Source organism: Neobacillus niacini, assembly GCF_046591715.1.
GTDB classification, from domain to species: Bacteria; Bacillota; Bacilli; order Bacillales; family Cytobacillaceae; genus Neobacillus; species Neobacillus niacini_L.
Genome location: NZ_JAWVNQ010000002.1, coordinates 487,351 through 504,477, shown reverse-complemented (window position 1 = coordinate 504,477; position 17,127 = coordinate 487,351). Strand labels below are relative to the sequence as shown.

Below are 17,127 nucleotides of genomic sequence, written 5' to 3'. Positions count from 1 at the left end.
TTTAAAAGCTAAAAAAATTGTTTGTTGACGTTCTTGTTTGTTTAGTTTTCAAAGAACAATTCCAATCGCTATTGAGTTCGTCTTACAAAGTAAGCTCGAAAGCGACCTCTTTAATTTAACATATCCATCGAGATGATGTCAACAACTTTTTTAAATTCTTTTTTCGTTGTGTGACTCACTCGTGAGGACGAGATTTAATATAACATGTTCGAAAAATGATTGCAATATAATTTATAAAGTTTTTTTGCACATTTATTTCAGCAGGTGGTTAAACACCCATTTCTCTTGCCATTGAAAGAGAATAAAGAATATTTAACTGACAAAGGATAAATCAAAAAAAAGCAGCAGATTCATAAATTTAACCATTTATGTATATGTAATTAGTAAGGCCTTAAATAATTGAATCGATAAAACAGCCGAAGCTCGAACATCCTTTTACAGATTGACTGTACTCAGTTAATATTTCTTTTTTTAATAAGGCAGGGATATCGTATAATAGAAAGAACAATCCCCGAATGACCACTAACACAAATAATAATGGACGTGAGTAAATGGAGAATATAGATTACGATATACTATTAAAGCTTGGAATATCAGCAATCTTGGGACTAATCATTGGGTTAGAACGTGAATTAAAGAGAAAACCTGTAGGCCTTAAGACGAGTCTTGTCATTTCTGTAGTAAGTTGTCTCCTTACTATTGTTTCGATAGAATCAGCTTATATGTTTCCTAATTCTGATGAAGTAAGAATAACTATGGACCCGCTGCGACTAGCTGCCCAGATTGTTTCTGGTATTGGTTTTCTAGGAGCTGGCGTAATCCTGCGACGGGGAAATGATAGTATATCTGGTTTAACAACGGCCGCGATGATTTGGGGAGCAGCTGGAATTGGTATTGCAGTTGGGGCTGGATTCTTTATTGAAGCATTTGTTGGTGTAGCCTTACTCATTATAAGTGTAGAATTAGTACCATATGTCATGAAATTCATCGGTCCAAAGCAATTGCGCGAAAAAGAAATTAGTCTTCAATTATTTATAAGAGACAAGATTCAAATTGAAGATGCCATTTCTTTTATTATGGGTAGAAAATATATTATCCGCAGGATTCGGATAAAAGATTTAGACAACGGTGATCATCTCGTGCAGATATTAATTGCGGTAGATTACCGGGAAAAAACTACCGAAGTGTATAATTCTGTTTCAAAATTAAATGGCGTCCGTAAGGTTGAAATAGAAAGTATGGGGTAATTTGGATTAACTAATTAAAAAGTGAAAAATACTCTTGCAAGATTGGTATGAGAAAGTTATAATTTTCTTGTACCACTACGGGGGCTTAGCTCAGCTGGGAGAGCGCTTGCATGGCATGCAAGAGGTCGTCGGTTCGATCCCGATAGTCTCCATATCTAAAAACCTTTGCGGTAATGCAAAGGTTTTTTTGTGTTAACATCCCCCATCCTCCTATTTTCTCTTTTTTAATTCAGTTTTTAACTAAATCCAATCTTTGAATTGGTCAATAGATAACAAAACAGGATTAAATATTCAGTCCTGTTTTGTTATCTATTTAACTAATTTGAGTTACCGCCTTTCCTATTCTTTCCCCCACCTGTTCGACTGGAATTACCTTGTTTGCTTCTTATTGATTTGGGCTTACTTCCACTTCTTAACGAAAATTTAGGTTTACTCTTTCTCTTTTGGTCACTCGTAGTTCTATGATTTTCGTCCCTTTTTCCCCGTTGCTTAGATGGTTCCTTTTTCTCTTTTTGATCTATTTCTGAGTTACCAATATTTTGTTTTTGAATAATGATATTTAACTCTTTCTCGATCATATCTAGCGTTTTTCGATCATCAGATGAGTAGAAAGTGATGGCCAAGCCCTTTGTTCCTGCTCTTCCTGTCCTTCCAATCCGATGAATAAAGCTTTCAGCCTCTTGTGGAATGTCATAATTAAAAACATGTGTCACGCCTTCAACATCAAGTCCTCTTGCTGCGACATCAGTCGCGATTAACAATTGTATCTCTCCGTCCCTAAACCGTTTCATGACTTGCTCTCTTTTGGATTGCGATAGGTCACCATGCAGCTCATCACATAAGAATTTATGAGACTTGAGAACCTCATATAGCTTCGAGACTCTGCGTTTAGTTCTACAAAATATAACAGCTAGATATGGCCTATGTGTTTCAACCAATTGAATTAATGTCGCTTGCTTTGCCCGGTCAGTTGTATGAATGGCAATTAGTTTAACATTAGCTGCAGGTCCCTGCGTTTTCTCAACTTGGATGTATTCAGGTTTACGCATATGCTTATTTGCTAGTGATCTTATTTCCTCGGGCATCGTTGCAGAAAATAGCATAGTCTGGCGAGTCTTAGGAGTTTCCCTGATTATATCCTCAACTTCATTCAGAAAACCTATATGTAACATTTGATCTGCCTCATCAAGAACTAGAAATGAAACTTCTGATAAGTGAACTGTTCCTCTTCGAATATGGTCTAACAGCCTGCCTGGTGTCCCAACTACGACTTGAACATTTTTCTTTAACTTCTTTAGTTGTTTATCAACATCCTGGCCCCCATAAACCGCTAGGACATCGACACCATCTATATTATTGGTCAACTTTACAAATTCTTCGGTAATTTGTAATGCCAATTCTCTGGTTGGGGTGACAATAAGTACTTGTACGTGTGAAGCAAGAGGATCTATTTTTTCTAAAATAGGGAGAATGAAGGCAAAGGTCTTTCCTGTTCCTGTTTGCGCCTGAGCAATTACATCTTTTCCATTCATTACAAACGGTATTGCCTTTTCTTGAATTGGTGTTGGTTTTGCTACACCGAATTCCTTTAATTTATTTACGGTCGATTCAGAAATACCTAATGATTTAAAATCAGGCAAAAATATCCCTACTTTCTTTATGACTAACAATAATTTTTGTCTCATTAATATTGAGTGTTTAACATCAAAAAGGCAAATATTCTTTTTGTAAAGAAAAAAGGTCTTATCAAATTGATAAGACCCTTTCATATGTATACTAACGTTTCTCAATATAGTAATAACTCATTTCCCCAAATTCCTTACAATCTAACAAAGAATGCTTTTGTACTCTGACCCATGTTTGCAAGTCTTTTTTTACTGCTGGTTCATTTGAAATGACCTCGATAATTTGTCCATTTATTAACGATTCCATTTTCAAGAACAATGATTTTAATAACTCACTTCCACCTTTTTGACTTGCATCATAGATTACATCCGGAACATATTGGAGTGACATTTATTTAGCTCCTATCACATTTGTATTCAAACCGCTCATAACATCTATTATAAAAAAATGTTATGATAAGATAAATTCAAGTTATCTATCTTACCGATAAATATAAATCGATTATCTGAATAAAGGGGCAGAGGTTTATGGATTTACACCAATTATTTGTGTTTACAAAGGTTGTTGAACATAAGAGCTTTTCTAAAGCAGCTGAAGATATCTTTTTAAGTCAATCAACTGTAAGTTCACATATACAAGCACTCGAAAGAACTTTAAATGTAAGACTCTTTGATCGTGTTGGCCGCGAGAATATTCTTACTCCAGCAGGAGAGCGATTGTATCAATGGGCATTGAAGCTCTTATTATTAAAGGACCAAGCTATGCTTGATTTAAAGGAAGGGGCAACAGAACTTAAGGGCATGATTCGCATTGGCGCAAGTTCAGTACCTGGACAATTTATGATACCAAAGATGGTGAAAAAATTTAGAAGTCAATATCCTAAAGCAACATTTCATATAAACCAATCTTCATCCAAAATTGTTGCTGAAAAGGTTCTTAATGGCTCTGTTGATTTTGGCTTATTAGGTGAAAAATACGAAAATGATAAACTGCGTTATATCCCTTTAATGAAAGAAAATTTAGTGCTAATAACTTCGCAGCATTCTAATATTGTTGGACCAGTAAATATTGAAAATCTTCTAAGCTATCCCTTTATTATGCGAAACTCTGATTCTGGAACTAATTCTTTAATTGAAAGATTTTTAAAGAAAAAACAAATAGCAAAGGAACAAATGGATATAGTAGCTTATACAGAAAATGGGCAGAGTTTGATTCAATTCGTACTCCAAGATATAGGTATTGCCATCATTTCTGAAATTGCTGCGAGAGAATACTATGATAAAAAGCTAATGAAAATTCATGAAATCAACGGGTTTAATGATGAAAGGTATTTCTATCTTGTTTATAACCATAATAAAACCCAATCGATGTTATCTAAATTATTTATTGAAAGTGCACATGAATTGGTCCACCCTGAAAGCTAAAATAATTAATAACGGCCTGGAAATACCAGCCCGTTATTTTTTATGGTTTCAATATAACTTTAATACAATCCTCTGTTTTTGTATCGAACACTTCATAGCCATGCTTTGCTTGCTCTAACGGCAATACATGGGTGATGATATCACTGATATCAATCTTTCTTTCATTTATCATATTATATAGGAATGACATATAGGGAATAACCGGTGCCTGTCCCATTTTAAGGTCTACGTTGCGCTGAAAGATGTCCCCAAGTGGAAAAGCATTATATCGTCCACCGTATACACCTGTAAGTTGAATGGTTCCACCTTTTCTTACTGCTTGGCTTGCAATTACAATCGCACCCATCGCACCGCCATGGAGTTTCATTCCCGTTGCCAAAAACTCCATTGGGGTCATTTTCCCATCCATCCCTACTGCATCTATTACGATGTCGGCTCCCCCTTTGGTAATCTCCAACAAATAATCTCCAACATTATCGTGGTCCTCTAAATTAACTATTTCCACTTTATTTGTCCGTTTTGCATGCTGTAAGCGGTAGTTAATATAATCTACTGCTATCACTCGTTTTGCGCCCTTTAACCAGGCAAACTTTTGTGCGAGTAAACCTACAGGACCACAACCTAAAACGATAACAGTATCGTCAGGCTTTACCCCGGCATGGTCCACACTCCAATAGGCAGTTGGTGCGGCATCAGCAAGTAATACAAGTTTCTCATCTTCCACTTCACAATTTTCCGGAATTTTGAATGGAGTGAAATTCCCAAAAGGCACCCGCATATATTCTGCCTGTCCGCCGGCGTAACCGCCAGTTGTTTCTGAATAACCGAAAAAGCCACTTCCTTGACCATGAGGATTACCATTGTCACATTGACTAGTCAGATCGTGAGTACAATACCAGCAGTGACCACAACTGACATTGAACGGAATGATTACACGGTCACCCTTTTTGAGCTTTGTAACCTCTGGACCTGCTTCTTCGACAATCCCCATTGGTTCATGACCTATTACATAATCGGTAGGTAAATTCGGAATCATCGCATGAATTAAATGTAAATCAGATCCACAGATGGCTGATGAAGTAATTTTTACAATAATATCATCTGAATTCTTTATACTTGGATCCTTTACTTCCCTAACTTCTACATTCTTAATTCCTTGATATGTAACTGCCTTCATTTCTATCCCCTCCTTTTATTGATTTGGTGTGGCGAACATCCCTTGTCGATCCGTATCGTTAGGGTAAAGGTTTAACTTTGCAATTTGTACGGCTGTTTCTGCAGCCTTCATATCAATTGGAAATTGCTCTTTAAAGTTATGAGGATGAAGCCAGCCTTTTTTTATCATTAAATCTGAGATTTCAGTATGCAAATCAATAGCTGCCTCCATTTGCTTGTGAAAAATTCTTCTTAGTTCTGGGTTATTAGTCTCCGTAATCGCAAAACCATAATTACGAATGCCATTTTTAACAGTTAATAAAAAATCCATCGCAAATGCAGAATCGGCCAAACTAGGCATCCCCTCTGCATTTCTAGGATCTAAATAATCTTCCATTGCTTCCACCTCCCTTATTGTAACAATTGACTATTTTTATAGAAGCTTACGATTTCATTAATATCTTTGATGGATTGCTGAACGTCTTTTTCCATAAGTGCTTTCAACTCATTATCGAAGCAAATACCCTGCATTAACTTTGAACGAAGTAAGCACACTGTCTTGAAATTTAGTATCTCATGTGTTTCCATTGTTTCATGTAAGGCTAAGGTTTCGTTGACCATCACACTCACCTCCAGGTTCTGCCTTTATTTTCTCCTATATGCATTTCCTTTTATGCAAAATGAATAATCGTCTTCTTACTTAGAAAATATATAGAGGATTAAGTCTGTTCGTTTTGGAGGAAAGTTAATGACAAAATACCTTGGTCTTCATGAGACGCTTGACCTTCATGAATTGTTAACCTTTAAAAACCTATGTTTAACAAAAGCTACTGCCATGAGTGTTTTAGCTCAAGATCCAGAATTGAAAGCAATTCTATCTGAAGATGCTGCAACTGGTACACAGCATATTCAGGAACTCCAAAAATTTTTAACTGAAAGGAGTGATAGAGCATGAACCAACTTATTCAAAATTTAATGGGAATGGGGGGTATGACGGATCAGGTTATTGCAACAGATTTCCTTATTTCAGCTAAAGCGGGAGTAAGAAATTATGCAGTTGCTATTACTGAAACGGGTACACCCGAATTAAAAGCTGCCTTAAGAGAACAATTAAATGATGCCATTCGAACACACGAAAGAATTACTAACTATATGGTTGCTAAAGGCTTCTATCACCCGCATGACCTTAGTGAGCAGCTGCAGGTTGACCTGACGATCACCGACACGGCCCTAAAACTTGCACAGAAATGAAAAAAGGAGAACCCATTTGATAGGGTTCTCCTTTTATGTTTGTATACTAAAATCTTTTAATTTCTTTTTGTCGATTTTTCCAACATGAGTTTTTGGAAGTTCCTGCAAAGAAATAAACTTCTTTGGAATTTTATATCTGCCTAATTTTCTCTCACAATAGCCTCTTAGTTCCTGCTCATTTAATGATTGAGGATGTTTCAGAACAATAAAGGCTGCAACAAGTTCTCCCCATTTTTCATCAGGGAGTCCGATTACTGCTACTTCATCCACTTCAGGGTGGGCTGCCAGCCAATGTTCAATTTCAAGTGGATAAACATTTTCGCCGCCTGTAATGATCATATCTTTCTTTCTGCCGACAATATAGTGAAATCCATCCTCATCCTTCCTTGCTAAGTCCCCCGTATGAATCCAGCCTTCTTTTTTCATTTCTAGCGTTGCAAGTTCGTTATTCCAATAATGCGAGAAGGAATGTTTTCCCTTGATTAAAAGCTCGCCAACCTCGTTAACAGCTGCTTCGCGGCCATCCTCCTTTTTTAGTTTAATGGAGTTGAATAACATTGGTTTTCCAACTGACCCGCGTTTCACCTGTGCTTCTTCATGATGAATATAAAAATTATTTGGACCGGCTTCTGTTAACCCATACCCTTCTTTAAAAGCTAAACCTTTTTTCTGAAAAGCTTCATAAACGTGGAAGGGACACGGGGCAGCACCTGATAAAAATACTTTCATAGATGGAAATTGACTTTCCTGGAACTCTTTTGTTTGAATGAGCAGATGATACATGGTAGGTACGAGCAGGATGATCGTACAACTGTACTTTTCAATGGAATTCACTACTTTTTGCCCAGTATACTGTTCTCCAATCACAACTGTCCCGCCGGCCATTAATATTGGCAGCGACAATGCATTTAGTCCGCCAGTATGGAACATAGGCATATAGTTAATGGTTACATCCTCTTCAGACAAATTCCAGCTAAGTATCGTATTTATGGAGTTCCATTGGATTGATTGATGGCTTAGCACCACTCCTTTTGGTTTCCCAGTTGTTCCTCCTGTGTAAATCATAGCCAGAGGATCCAGTTCATTGATTCGCCCACATTGAATACCTTTTTCTACTAAAGCCGTAATCTCATCATCATATCTGGACTCGCCCACATAATAAGAACTAGGTACCATAGCTTCCAATGACGTATACATATTTTCGAACTTCTTATGGATAAAAAGCATGAGGGGCGAACAATCCAATAGGATTTCATTTAATTCATGTTCTGATAACCGCCAGTTCAGCGGGACAAAGATGGCACCAATTTTTCCACAGGCAAACAGCAAATCAAAATAACTAATATCATTGGGCGCCAAAAGTGCCACTCGATCCCCTTTTTTTATACCTTGACCTTGCAGCCATCGGGCCACTGAGGACGAACGTTTATTTACTTCATCAAAGGTCCAGGATTTATTCGTATCTTCATCTATAATTGCCTTTTTATTTGGCGATAATCTTGCTCTATTTTCAATCCAGTCAAGTTCCCACCTCACTGATCAATCTCTCCTTCACAACTAGATGAGAACATCTTACAGGATTTTAGTTACATCGAAGTTACAAGAGTAAGGGTATAAAAAAACGGCCCCAAATGGCCGCATTTTATCAATCTAGCTCCAGCACCTAGAGGCTCGGGTCATAAGCCAATCCGTCAAGAAGGTTAAAAACCACCTTCTCGCCGGCTCGTCTTATGCCGGTCGCCTCTGGACAAGGCGCTTCCGCTTCTTATCAATCTAGCTCCAGCGCCTAGAGGCTCGGGTCTTAAGCCAATCCGTCAAGAAGGTTAAAACCCACCTTCTCGCCGGCTCGTCTTATGCCGGTCGCCTCTGGACAAGGCGCTTCCGCTTTTTATTTACATCATTATCCCGCCATCTACATGAAGAACAGTTCCGTTTATATAATTAGATTCATCAGATGCCAGGAACAAGTAGGCGTTGGCGATATCTTCTGGTTTCCCCAGTCTTGCCAGCGGGACCATCTGTCTCATTTGGTCTAATATTCTTTCAGGCACCTTTGCTGTCATTCCTGTTTCAATAAATCCAGGAGCAACTGCATTCACATTAATCCCCTTGCGCCCGAGTTCCTTTGCCCACGATTTCGTCATGCCGACCACACCAGCTTTGGTTGCAGCATAGTTCGTTTGCCCGATATTTCCATATACCCCAGAAACAGATGAAGTATTAATTATTTTTCCTTTTCCATTTGCAATCATAGATGGCAGTACAGACTGTGTACAATGAAATACTCCCGTAAGGTTAACATCCAAAACAGCTTGAAAATCCTCAGTGGTTAATTTTGAAAGCATTGCATCTTTTGTAATTCCAGCATTATTAACTAAGACACCAATATTTCCGTAAGTTTCTTGAACTTTTTCAACCATTTCATCTACACTGGAACGCTCTGCTACATTCACTTGAAAAAATGTTACTTCATAGCCCATTTCCCTTAATTCTTGTGCCCGCTTTTCACCCTGTTCTGCATTAAAATCAGCCATGGCCACCTTTGCTCCTTCTTCAGCAAACACTTCTGCAGCTTTTAGACCTATTCCATTGGCTGCACCAGTAATCAAAGCCACTCTGTCTTTTAATCTCATTTCTTACACCTCATTCTTTAAAAATTTTGTCATTTCTTTTAGTAATTGAGGTAAATCATCAACAAGGGGGGAATGCCCACAATCCTTTAACTCTACAAATTTAGCTTTTGGTCCCAAATCGTCTACCAATTCACGTGTCATTTCAGCATTCACTACGAAATCACGGTCACCTCTTAAAACTAAAACTGGCACATTAATTTGATCCACTAATCCATTTCCTTCTACCAGCCCATTATGATGGTGACTAATATTGAACGTATTGTTAGAATGATGTACCTCAGCTAAGTTTCGCTGCGTTCTCATATCCTGCACATATTCTTCATATAGCTCAGGTGAAGGCTGATTCTTTGTATAAATGACGGAATTCCAGATTAATTTCAATAATTCTATATTATTCGTGTCGTAAGCGTTTTGGACAGGTATGGTTCGAATTATGTCATCTCTAATTTCTTCATAGGAGGAGAATCTTCGAGGTTCCTCGTTCTCACTCGTTCTCCCTTCAAACGGATATCCTCTAGTAGATTCTGAAGCTAATAAAATCAGCTTATTGCAATAACCAGGATAATCAGCTGCAAATTGCATTGCAACAGCACCGCCTGTTGACCAACCCGCAATTGCAAAATCTTTTAAGCCTATTTCATCGACAAAGAGTTTTACATCATCTGAAAAGTCCTTAATGGAGGTAATACGTTTTTTGTAGCTGGATTCTCCAAAACCTCGTAAATCAAGTGCATATAACTTATATTCCTCAGACATATTGGCTAAAACAAGGTCCCAATGCTTCGAGGAAGTCATGTTGCCATGGATTAATAATACCTTTATCTCACCGCCTTCCCTTTCCCGATAGGCAATGGTTTCACCATTGGTTAACTGTACCTCTTTCATTGTTACATTAACCATTTATATCACCCTCCCCCATTTTATTGCTGAAGCTCCCCAGGCATAGCCAATTCCAGCACTAACCAAAACAACAAGTTCACCTTCTTTTACTTTACCTTCCTTTACAGCAAGCTCCAGTGATAAAATTTGATCGATTTGACCAATATGACCATAATCTTCGAGATAAATGGATTGCTCGTCAGATAATCCCAATTCACTTAATACATATTCATGAGCAGACTTTTTCATGTGGAGCATTGCAATAAATGAAATATCCTCTACTTTGTACCCACTTTTTCTAACAGCTTCCCGGACTGCCTTCAGAAAATTCGTCATCGATTTTTGTTCCAATCGCTGTTTCATTCCCTCTGGGTCAAGAACATCCAGCTTGTTTAGCCGCTGATCAATAGCTTCTTTTGTGATTGGATATTTTGTACCTCCAGCAACAACCACAACATCTTCTGAGAATGACCCATCTGTTAGCAGCTCCGTTTCCAACAAGATGTTTTCGTTATAGTCTTTTTTCAACAGAATGGCCCCGCCGCCTGCCCCAAGATTATACATAAATCGTGTCCTAGGATTCTGGTAATCGATGAAATCCCCATTTCGGTAGCCTCCTGCCAGAAGTACCGTTTGGATGTTTGAATCTGCTATCATCAGACTTTTGGCTACCTTTAGCGCCATAACTGTCGTTCCACAGCGCAAGGCTGCATCAAATGCCCAGGCATTTAGGGCTCCCACTGCTTCCTGTAATTTAATTCCTGCAGTCCAAAGTGGATATTCTTTATGCTCTTCACCAATATAAATAACAACATCAATCTCCATTGGATTAATTCCAGCTTTTTTAATTGCCTCTTTTGCTGCAATGATTCCCATTTCACACGTATGATCATTAAGGCCGGGCACATATTTCTTCCTTATCCCCATCTTTTCTTCAACCACATGTACTGGGATATTCGCCTTCTCTGCTATCTCTTTTCCCGTTATATAATCCTGAGGGAGGTAAAGACCGGTACTTAGGATTCCAATTTGCAATATATTCACCACCTAGACTAAGTATCTTCTACCATCGACATCATAAAAGCAGAAGCTTCTTCAATGGTCTCAAATAAGGTTTCCCTCTCTTCTTGAACATGGGTGACTTTTATCCTCCATTGTTTTTTTCCAGTCTCCTTTTCAACAGCTGTAAGCTGAAACCGGACGACAAAGGAAGCGATTTGTATTGATTCCATTAAAGCCTCCCCCTAACCTGCTATATTTTCTTTTTTCTCAGCAGACCGCTGCTTGTTTCGTTTCCAGGTGAATTTCTTTAGGGTCCCCACAATACCCAGCGGGAAGAAAATGACAACCAAAATATAGATAATGCCAAAGAAAATAATCCAACGTTCAAATATCCAATGTTCTTTTGCCAGTTCTGTTAATCCATCATGTGCAAATTCAATGATTCCAGCACCAATAATCGCACCGATTAATGTGCCTACTCCGCCGATAATCGTCATCAATAAAGCGTCTAAAGTAATATCCATTGTAAATACACTTGTATTCACATATCGAAGTGACATTGCATAAAAGATCCCGGCTATCCCAGCTAAAACCCCGGAAACCACACTAGCAGCAATCTTATAGTGCAAAACCTGATAACCTAAAGACTCTGTTCTTTGTTCATTTTCCCGAATAGCCTGCAGCACTCTCCCTAAAGGGGAGTTCGTAAAGCGCTTTAAAAGCATAAAAGTCCCAATCATTGCGGCCAGACAAATAATGTAAAAATTAGTCCGATCGATAAACAATTCCGGTACTCGAAAGGTAAATCCATCATTTCCAAATGTTAAGGTCCGCCACTTTTCTGCTAGAACTAAAAACAATCCCGCCAATGCCATTGTTAACATCGCGTAAAAATGGCTTTTCAAGCGCAGTGTAAGCAAACCAACAATAAAACTTACGATTGCTGTGATGAGAATGGTTGCCAATACCGCATAAATAAAATGAAGCATTGTTGGTTCAAAACGCTTCATGAATATTCCAATTGAATAGGCTCCAATACCAAAAAACATCGCATGACCAAAGGAAACTATGCCGGTGAATCCTAATAATAAATCGTAACTCATTGCAAGAATCGCAAAGACAAAAATTTGGGTTAAGAGAATTAACATATTTCTAGATTCATAGACAAAAGGCAGGAGAAGCAGAAAAGCAGCAATAATGACATAGATAGCGTTCGCTCTATTATTAATAATCCAATTCATACTCTCACCCCTTCCCCCCAAAAAGTCCTTGCGGCTTTACTATTAATACAACAGCCATTAAAAGCATATTTACTGCCAGTGATAATTCCGGTACATAATAAGCCATGAACGAACCAGATAAGCCAACTAATATTGCAGCCATTACCGACCCTTTGAAATTCCCCATTCCACCAATAACAACGACAATAAAAGCTAAAATAGCAAATTCCATCCCCATGCCGGCATGAATCACACCTGAATATGGGCCGAAAAGTACTCCTCCAAGTGCTGCCATTCCAGAACCGAGCATAAAAACAAACATAAATACTTTCTTTATGTTAATACCCAGTGCCTGAACCATTTCCTTATTCATTACCCCTGCCCGGACAACCAAGCCTATTTTCGTATTTTTAAGCAAGAATTGTACTCCAAGAAATACAAGTAATCCAACTACAATGATAAATACTCGATATTTAATGATAATGATATCGCCAATTTCCCAGCTGCCTCTTAAATTTTCAGGAGGGTTGGCTGTTAATTGATTAGGTCCCCAAACCACTTTAAGCATCTCTGATAGCACCAACATTAAGCCAAGTGTAATTAAAATTTGTTGTACATGGTTTCCATAAACTGGTTTAATAATCCATTTTTCCGTAATAATCCCCAAGATAAAACCGGTTAGAATTGCCCCAATGATACCAATTAGAAAGCTTCCAGTAGTGGAATAAATCCAAATACCGCTATAAGCACCCCAGGCAAACAAACCGCCATGAGCAAAGTTTAGTACATCCATCAATCCGAAAATAAGTGTTAATCCTGCTGCTAATAAAAAGATCAGCATCCCTGTTGCCAATCCATTTAATGTCAAATTGAATAAAAGCTCCATTCAACCCTTTCCTCCTTCCCTAAGCAATTCCCAAGTACTTTCGTTTCATTTCCTCATCGTCTTTTAACTGTTTCATAGTTCCATTACTTACCGTTCTTCCATCATCAATAATATAAAAACAATCACCGATGGAACTTGCCATCATGAAATTTTGTTCGACTAGAACGATGGTGGTTTGGTCCTTCATTTGCAGGATGGACTCCATCACTTTCTCGACAACAATAGGAGCTAAGCCTTTACTTGGCTCATCAATTAATAATAATTCGTTTTCATTTACGTAGGCTCGGGCGATGGAAAGCATTTGTTTTTGACCGCCGCTAAGTAATCCTCCAGGTTTTTTCCAGAATTTTTTTAGGTCAGGAAATAGGTTTAAAATATAATCCAAACGTTTGTGAGTTTCTTCATTCTCTTTTTGCATTGCTACTTTCATATTCTCCTCGACTGTTAATCCGGCAAAGATGCCTTGGTCTTCTGGCACATATCCAATTCCCTTTTGGGCTATGGTATAGGTAGGCAAATCTTGAATTTCTTCTCCTTTGTAGAGAACACTTCCCTTTGAGGCTGGGTTTAGTCCCATGATCGTCCGTAATGTGGTGGTTTTTCCCGCACCATTTCTTCCTAGCAGTACCGTAACCTCACCCTTTATCACTTCAACTGAAACACCCTGTAAAATATGATACTGTCCAATAAACGTTTCGATATTATTAAGCTTAAGCAGCTCACTCACACACTGATACCTCCTAAATATGCTGATTGGACTGTTTCATTTTTCATAATTTCCTCAGGTGTCCCGTCCGCCAACAGCCTGCCATTAAATAACACCATTACAGAATCTGATAAATCTAGTATCATATCCATTTTGTGCTCGATTAAAATAATCGTCCGGTTCCCTTGTTCTTTAATTCTTTTAATCACTTCTAATATGGCTGGAACATCCTCTAATGACATACCTGCCGTTGGTTCATCCAATAGAAGCACCTCGGTTTCAAGAGCCAGGAGCATAGCCATTTCAAGCTTTCGCTTTTCCCCATGTGCCAGATTACTGGCCAATGAATCCACTTTATCGTCTAATAGCACTAACCGTAACCATTCTAGAGCCTTTGTTTCAAATTCACGATATTTCTTATAATGAAACAACATCTGGTAGCGGACTCCAGCTCTTGATTGAACTGCCAGTCTTACATTTTCAAGAACCGTTAAATTAGGAAAAACATTGGTGATTTGAAAGGATCGTCCTATCCCTTCTCTTGTTCGCTTGGTTGAAGAAAGTTTTGTGATATCTTTTCCACGGTAGTAAATCTTCCCGTTTGTTGGCGATAATTGACCGCTTAAAAGATTAAAGAATGTTGTTTTTCCAGCTCCATTTGGACCAATAATGGATTTGAAATGTTTTTCGGGAACGGAAATGCTGACAGTATCAACGGCTGTATGTCCTCCAAAGGTTATGGATAAATTTTCTGTTTCTATTAAGGTTTTCATGCTTTCACCACCAATTCTTGTAGATAGAAATAAGGAAGAGGGTGACCCGCTGCAGCAGGTCAAACCCTCATATTTTGTGATTACGACAAGTCTGTTGATTTCCACTCCAGGCACTTCGCTTTCCGCAGGCGGTCCGGGAAGCCTCCTCGACGCTAAAGCGTCTGCGGGGTCTCCCCTGTCCCGTCCTCCTGCAGGAGTCTTCGTGCCTTCCGTTCCAATCAACAGAGTGCAAAACTAAAATCAGCTTTTGACACTGCTATTTTCATTAATTACGAACTGGAGGGGCTGTTTCTTCTGGTGTTAGTTCTCTTATTAGGACTGGAACTGGGTATGGGACACCGTCTTTCTTTTCTAGTTTAATAGCATATAGTGCTTGAAGGGCTTGGTGATCATCTTTGCGATAGGTCATTTTTCCTTTTGGTGAATCGAAGCTCATACCTTCCATAGTTTCTATCAACTTATCACCATCAGCGTCACCATCTGTTTTCTTTAATGCTTCAACAATTGATATCGCTGCACTCATACCACCTGGAGTGAATAAATCAGGTACTTCTCCATTGAATCGCTTCTTATGTTCTGCGACGAGCCAATCATTAATTTCATTTTTTGGAAGATCATGATAGTAAACAGTGAAGCCTTCCATTCCCACAAGCGGTTCCATAGTAGCCAAAGCAGCGATATCCGGAGCCCCTGTAGAAATTTTGATGCCCTTGTCTTGTACCTTCATATCAGATATCTGTTTCCACGGAGAGTTGGCACCCGCCCACACAACAAATAAGTAGTCTGGCTTTGCATCGATAATCTTTTGAATATTGGAGGTAAAGTCCGTTGCAGCTGGGTCTGCATACTCTTCTAGCACAATATCAGCACCAAGCTTTTCGGCCGCTTCTTTAAAAGCTGCTACCCCGTCACGTCCGAAGGAATAATCTGGAGCAAGCGTAGCGATTTTCACACCATCACCTGCAATCGCTGCAGCACCCGCGACGGCATCCTGTGAAGAATTTCGCGCGGACCGGAAGATATATTTATTAAACTCTGAGCCTGTAATACTATCAGCGGCGGCTGGTTCAACTATCATGATTTTTTGATACTCTTCAGCAAGCGGCAGCACCGCCAGTGTATCAGCAGAACTGGAAGATCCCACTAAAAAGTCAACTTTATCTTCTTCTAATAGCTTAGTCGCTTTTTGAACAGCTACTTCTGGCTTCGTTTCTGTATCTTCAACCACGAACTCTATTTTTCTGCCGGCAACCTCCATTGTTCCTTCTGTTGCATATTCAAGACCCAGCTCAAAACCTCTTATTGTTTGTTTACCATAAGATTCTAGAGCACCCGTGGTCGAGGCAAGAACACCAATTTTAATTGGCTCCTTATTCTCTGCCTTTTCACCATTTGTGTCTCCTTCCGTTTTGTCTGAGCTGCAAGCTGTTGCAAAAATCATCATGAAAATAAGAAAACCTAATAAAAAAACTCTCCCTCGAAATACCTTCACATTTTTTCCCCCTTAGAATTTGTATAAATTCTTTGCAATACCTTTGAGATAATAATAGAAAACCCGAGTTACATCCTAGTTACAAAAGCAAAAAGAGGAAGCGCATGTGTGCGCAGGTAAATAAAAAAATACAGCTCAATAAAGCTGTACTCTAAACATTTTATTACAGGGACCTTATCTGGCTCTGGGTGGCATTTAATAGTTCCCCCCATGTGCTGTATCCACGCTTTTTGAATTGGCATAACAGTTCAATAAATAAATACGCGGTTGTTAATGCATCACCCAATCCGCTATGCCGGTTATAGATTCTTGTTCCAAAATCCATTGCATATCGTTCTAAATCCCTCATATCATAGGACGGAGCTATAAAACCAATAAGATCTAGCGTATCGATTGTAAGGAATTTCTTCAAAACAATTTTTTCTCTACTAAATTCACTTTTCAATGCCAGTACATCAAAACTGACATAATGACCTACTAAACATACGGGTTCTCTTGATTCGACAAAATCAAAAAAGCTCATCATCGCCTCTAAAGCTAGTGGTGCTCCCTCCACCTGATCATCGGAAATGGAAGTCAGTCCTATCGTTTCCTGAGGAATATTCCGCCTTGGGTTAACGTAGGTTTGAAAAGTATCTAACTCACAAACTTCCAGCCCTTTTACAGAAACAGCACCAATCTCAATAATTCGGTCTATATTGGCTACCTGAAAACCTGTTGTTTCTGTATCAAAAACAATAAAATTAAGATGCTCTATCGGGGTGGATAACGGAATCTTTTCATACTTAAGAGCGCAGGAAATATTTTTTTTGCGAAAAAACATTCGGCAGCCC

At 38.7% G+C, this 17,127-nt stretch carries 20 protein-coding genes and 1 tRNA gene; 5 read left to right on the top strand and 16 right to left on the bottom strand.

Features of this window, described 5'->3' with window-relative positions; translation table 11 throughout:
* The first annotated feature begins 551 nt into the window (after positions 1 to 551).
* Together SFC47_RS09770 and SFC47_RS09765 are read left to right on the top strand one after the other, a co-directional pair.
* Positions 552 to 1,247: an MgtC/SapB family protein gene (locus SFC47_RS09770; protein WP_411254081.1), complete on the top strand. Its 696-nt coding sequence runs from the start codon at positions 552 to 554 to the stop codon at positions 1,245 to 1,247.
* A gap of 79 nt (positions 1,248 to 1,326) precedes the next feature.
* Positions 1,327 to 1,399 (top strand) — tRNA-Ala (locus SFC47_RS09765).
* Between the two features lie 165 nt (positions 1,400 to 1,564).
* Here SFC47_RS09765 and SFC47_RS09760 read toward each other — a convergent pair.
* Positions 1,565 to 2,887 (bottom strand): DEAD/DEAH box helicase, encoded by a 1,323-nt coding sequence (locus SFC47_RS09760; protein ID WP_411254080.1) that lies wholly within the window; start codon positions 2,885 to 2,887, stop codon positions 1,565 to 1,567.
* A 136-nt stretch (positions 2,888 to 3,023) separates the two neighbouring features.
* Positions 3,024 to 3,263, bottom strand: a complete 240-nt coding sequence (locus SFC47_RS09755) for a sulfurtransferase TusA family protein (RefSeq protein ID WP_411254079.1) — start codon at positions 3,261 to 3,263, stop codon at positions 3,024 to 3,026.
* A gap of 137 nt (positions 3,264 to 3,400) precedes the next feature.
* Between SFC47_RS09755 and SFC47_RS09750 the strand changes: the two genes are divergently transcribed.
* Positions 3,401 to 4,297 (top strand): selenium metabolism-associated LysR family transcriptional regulator, encoded by an 897-nt coding sequence (locus tag SFC47_RS09750; RefSeq protein ID WP_411254078.1) that lies wholly within the window; start codon positions 3,401 to 3,403, stop codon positions 4,295 to 4,297.
* Between the two features lie 40 nt (positions 4,298 to 4,337).
* Here SFC47_RS09750 and SFC47_RS09745 read toward each other — a convergent pair whose 3' ends face one another.
* Genes SFC47_RS09745 through SFC47_RS09735 form a run of 3 tightly spaced genes read right to left on the bottom strand, consistent with a single transcriptional unit; the run spans position 4,338 to position 6,073 of the window.
* Entirely contained in the window at positions 4,338 to 5,474 is a 1,137-nt protein-coding gene (locus tag SFC47_RS09745; RefSeq protein ID WP_411254077.1) for a zinc-dependent alcohol dehydrogenase, read from the bottom strand.
* A 15-nt stretch (positions 5,475 to 5,489) separates the two neighbouring features.
* A complete protein-coding gene (locus tag SFC47_RS09740) occupies positions 5,490 to 5,849 on the bottom strand; it encodes a spore coat protein (RefSeq protein ID WP_411254076.1) in 360 nt (119 codons plus the stop codon).
* Between the two features lie 14 nt (positions 5,850 to 5,863).
* A complete protein-coding gene (locus SFC47_RS09735; protein ID WP_411254075.1) occupies positions 5,864 to 6,073 on the bottom strand; it encodes a spore coat protein in 210 nt (69 codons plus the stop codon).
* A gap of 127 nt (positions 6,074 to 6,200) precedes the next feature.
* Here SFC47_RS09735 and SFC47_RS09730 point away from each other — a divergent pair, with 127 nt between their 5' ends.
* Together SFC47_RS09730 and SFC47_RS09725 are read left to right on the top strand one after the other, a co-directional pair.
* Complete coding sequence (locus SFC47_RS09730) at positions 6,201 to 6,407, top strand: hypothetical protein (protein WP_411254074.1); 207 nt, start codon at positions 6,201 to 6,203, stop codon at positions 6,405 to 6,407.
* The gene (locus tag SFC47_RS09725; protein WP_411254073.1) at positions 6,404 to 6,703 is read left to right on the top strand and encodes a spore coat protein; all 300 of its coding nucleotides are present in this window, start codon (positions 6,404 to 6,406) and stop codon (positions 6,701 to 6,703) included. Before SFC47_RS09730 ends, SFC47_RS09725 begins: the two co-directional genes overlap by 4 nt.
* Positions 6,704 to 6,736: 33 nt before the next feature.
* Here SFC47_RS09725 and SFC47_RS09720 read toward each other — a convergent pair whose 3' ends face one another.
* The 11 genes from SFC47_RS09720 to SFC47_RS09670 form a co-directional block, all read right to left on the bottom strand.
* A complete protein-coding gene (locus tag SFC47_RS09720; protein ID WP_411254072.1) occupies positions 6,737 to 8,239 on the bottom strand; it encodes an acyl-CoA synthetase in 1,503 nt (500 codons plus the stop codon).
* Between the two features lie 356 nt (positions 8,240 to 8,595).
* Complete coding sequence (fabG, locus tag SFC47_RS09715; protein ID WP_411254071.1) at positions 8,596 to 9,336, bottom strand: 3-oxoacyl-ACP reductase FabG; 741 nt, start codon at positions 9,334 to 9,336, stop codon at positions 8,596 to 8,598.
* A 3-nt stretch (positions 9,337 to 9,339) separates the two neighbouring features.
* Positions 9,340 to 10,236, bottom strand: coding sequence for an intracellular short-chain-length polyhydroxyalkanoate depolymerase (phaZ, locus tag SFC47_RS09710; RefSeq protein WP_411254070.1), 897 nt, complete (start codon positions 10,234 to 10,236; stop codon positions 9,340 to 9,342).
* The gene (locus tag SFC47_RS09705) at positions 10,237 to 11,250 is read right to left on the bottom strand and encodes a 3-oxoacyl-ACP synthase (protein ID WP_411254069.1); all 1,014 of its coding nucleotides are present in this window, start codon (positions 11,248 to 11,250) and stop codon (positions 10,237 to 10,239) included.
* Between the two features lie 17 nt (positions 11,251 to 11,267).
* Entirely contained in the window at positions 11,268 to 11,447 is a 180-nt protein-coding gene (locus SFC47_RS09700) for a hypothetical protein (protein WP_411254068.1), read from the bottom strand.
* Between the two features lie 12 nt (positions 11,448 to 11,459).
* A complete protein-coding gene (locus tag SFC47_RS09695; protein WP_411254067.1) occupies positions 11,460 to 12,458 on the bottom strand; it encodes a branched-chain amino acid ABC transporter permease in 999 nt (332 codons plus the stop codon).
* A 4-nt stretch (positions 12,459 to 12,462) separates the two neighbouring features.
* The gene (locus SFC47_RS09690; RefSeq protein WP_411254066.1) at positions 12,463 to 13,323 is read right to left on the bottom strand and encodes a branched-chain amino acid ABC transporter permease; all 861 of its coding nucleotides are present in this window, start codon (positions 13,321 to 13,323) and stop codon (positions 12,463 to 12,465) included.
* Between the two features lie 19 nt (positions 13,324 to 13,342).
* Positions 13,343 to 14,050, bottom strand: a complete 708-nt coding sequence (locus SFC47_RS09685; RefSeq protein ID WP_411254065.1) for an ABC transporter ATP-binding protein — start codon at positions 14,048 to 14,050, stop codon at positions 13,343 to 13,345.
* A complete protein-coding gene (locus SFC47_RS09680; protein ID WP_411254105.1) occupies positions 14,047 to 14,802 on the bottom strand; it encodes an ABC transporter ATP-binding protein in 756 nt (251 codons plus the stop codon). Before SFC47_RS09680 ends, SFC47_RS09685 begins: the two co-directional genes overlap by 4 nt.
* Before the next feature lie 265 nt (positions 14,803 to 15,067).
* On the bottom strand, positions 15,068 to 16,243 hold the full coding sequence (locus SFC47_RS09675) for a substrate-binding domain-containing protein (RefSeq protein ID WP_411254104.1): 1,176 nt from the start codon (positions 16,241 to 16,243) through the stop codon (positions 15,068 to 15,070).
* Positions 16,244 to 16,457: 214 nt separating this feature from the next.
* The gene (locus tag SFC47_RS09670) at positions 16,458 to 17,117 is read right to left on the bottom strand and encodes a 3'-5' exonuclease (protein WP_411254064.1); all 660 of its coding nucleotides are present in this window, start codon (positions 17,115 to 17,117) and stop codon (positions 16,458 to 16,460) included.
* Positions 17,118 to 17,127: the final 10 nt, after the last annotated feature.

Bases quoted from the DNA above. Each gene is read 5' to 3' on its own strand.
- SFC47_RS09770 (WP_411254081.1), top strand. From the start codon at position 552: ATGGAGAATATAGATTACGATATACTATTAAAGCTTGGAATATCAGCA.
- SFC47_RS09755 (WP_411254079.1), bottom strand. From the start codon at position 3,263: ATGTCACTCCAATATGTTCCGGATGTAATCTATGATGCAAGTCAAAAA.
- SFC47_RS09750 (WP_411254078.1), top strand. From the start codon at position 3,401: ATGGATTTACACCAATTATTTGTGTTTACAAAGGTTGTTGAACATAAG.
- SFC47_RS09745 (WP_411254077.1), bottom strand. From the start codon at position 5,474: ATGAAGGCAGTTACATATCAAGGAATTAAGAATGTAGAAGTTAGGGAA.
- SFC47_RS09740 (WP_411254076.1), bottom strand. From the start codon at position 5,849: ATGGAAGATTATTTAGATCCTAGAAATGCAGAGGGGATGCCTAGTTTG.
- SFC47_RS09735 (WP_411254075.1), bottom strand. From the start codon at position 6,073: ATGGTCAACGAAACCTTAGCCTTACATGAAACAATGGAAACACATGAG.
- SFC47_RS09730 (WP_411254074.1), top strand. From the start codon at position 6,201: ATGACAAAATACCTTGGTCTTCATGAGACGCTTGACCTTCATGAATTG.
- SFC47_RS09725 (WP_411254073.1), top strand. From the start codon at position 6,404: ATGAACCAACTTATTCAAAATTTAATGGGAATGGGGGGTATGACGGAT.
- fabG (WP_411254071.1), bottom strand. From the start codon at position 9,336: ATGAGATTAAAAGACAGAGTGGCTTTGATTACTGGTGCAGCCAATGGA.
- phaZ (WP_411254070.1), bottom strand. From the start codon at position 10,236: ATGGTTAATGTAACAATGAAAGAGGTACAGTTAACCAATGGTGAAACC.
- SFC47_RS09700 (WP_411254068.1), bottom strand. From the start codon at position 11,447: ATGGAATCAATACAAATCGCTTCCTTTGTCGTCCGGTTTCAGCTTACA.
- SFC47_RS09695 (WP_411254067.1), bottom strand. From the start codon at position 12,458: ATGAATTGGATTATTAATAATAGAGCGAACGCTATCTATGTCATTATT.
- SFC47_RS09690 (WP_411254066.1), bottom strand. From the start codon at position 13,323: ATGGAGCTTTTATTCAATTTGACATTAAATGGATTGGCAACAGGGATG.
- SFC47_RS09680 (WP_411254105.1), bottom strand. From the start codon at position 14,802: ATGAAAACCTTAATAGAAACAGAAAATTTATCCATAACCTTTGGAGGA.
- SFC47_RS09675 (WP_411254104.1), bottom strand. From the start codon at position 16,243: ATGATTTTTGCAACAGCTTGCAGCTCAGACAAAACGGAAGGAGACACA.
- SFC47_RS09670 (WP_411254064.1), bottom strand. From the start codon at position 17,117: ATGTTTTTTCGCAAAAAAAATATTTCCTGCGCTCTTAAGTATGAAAAG.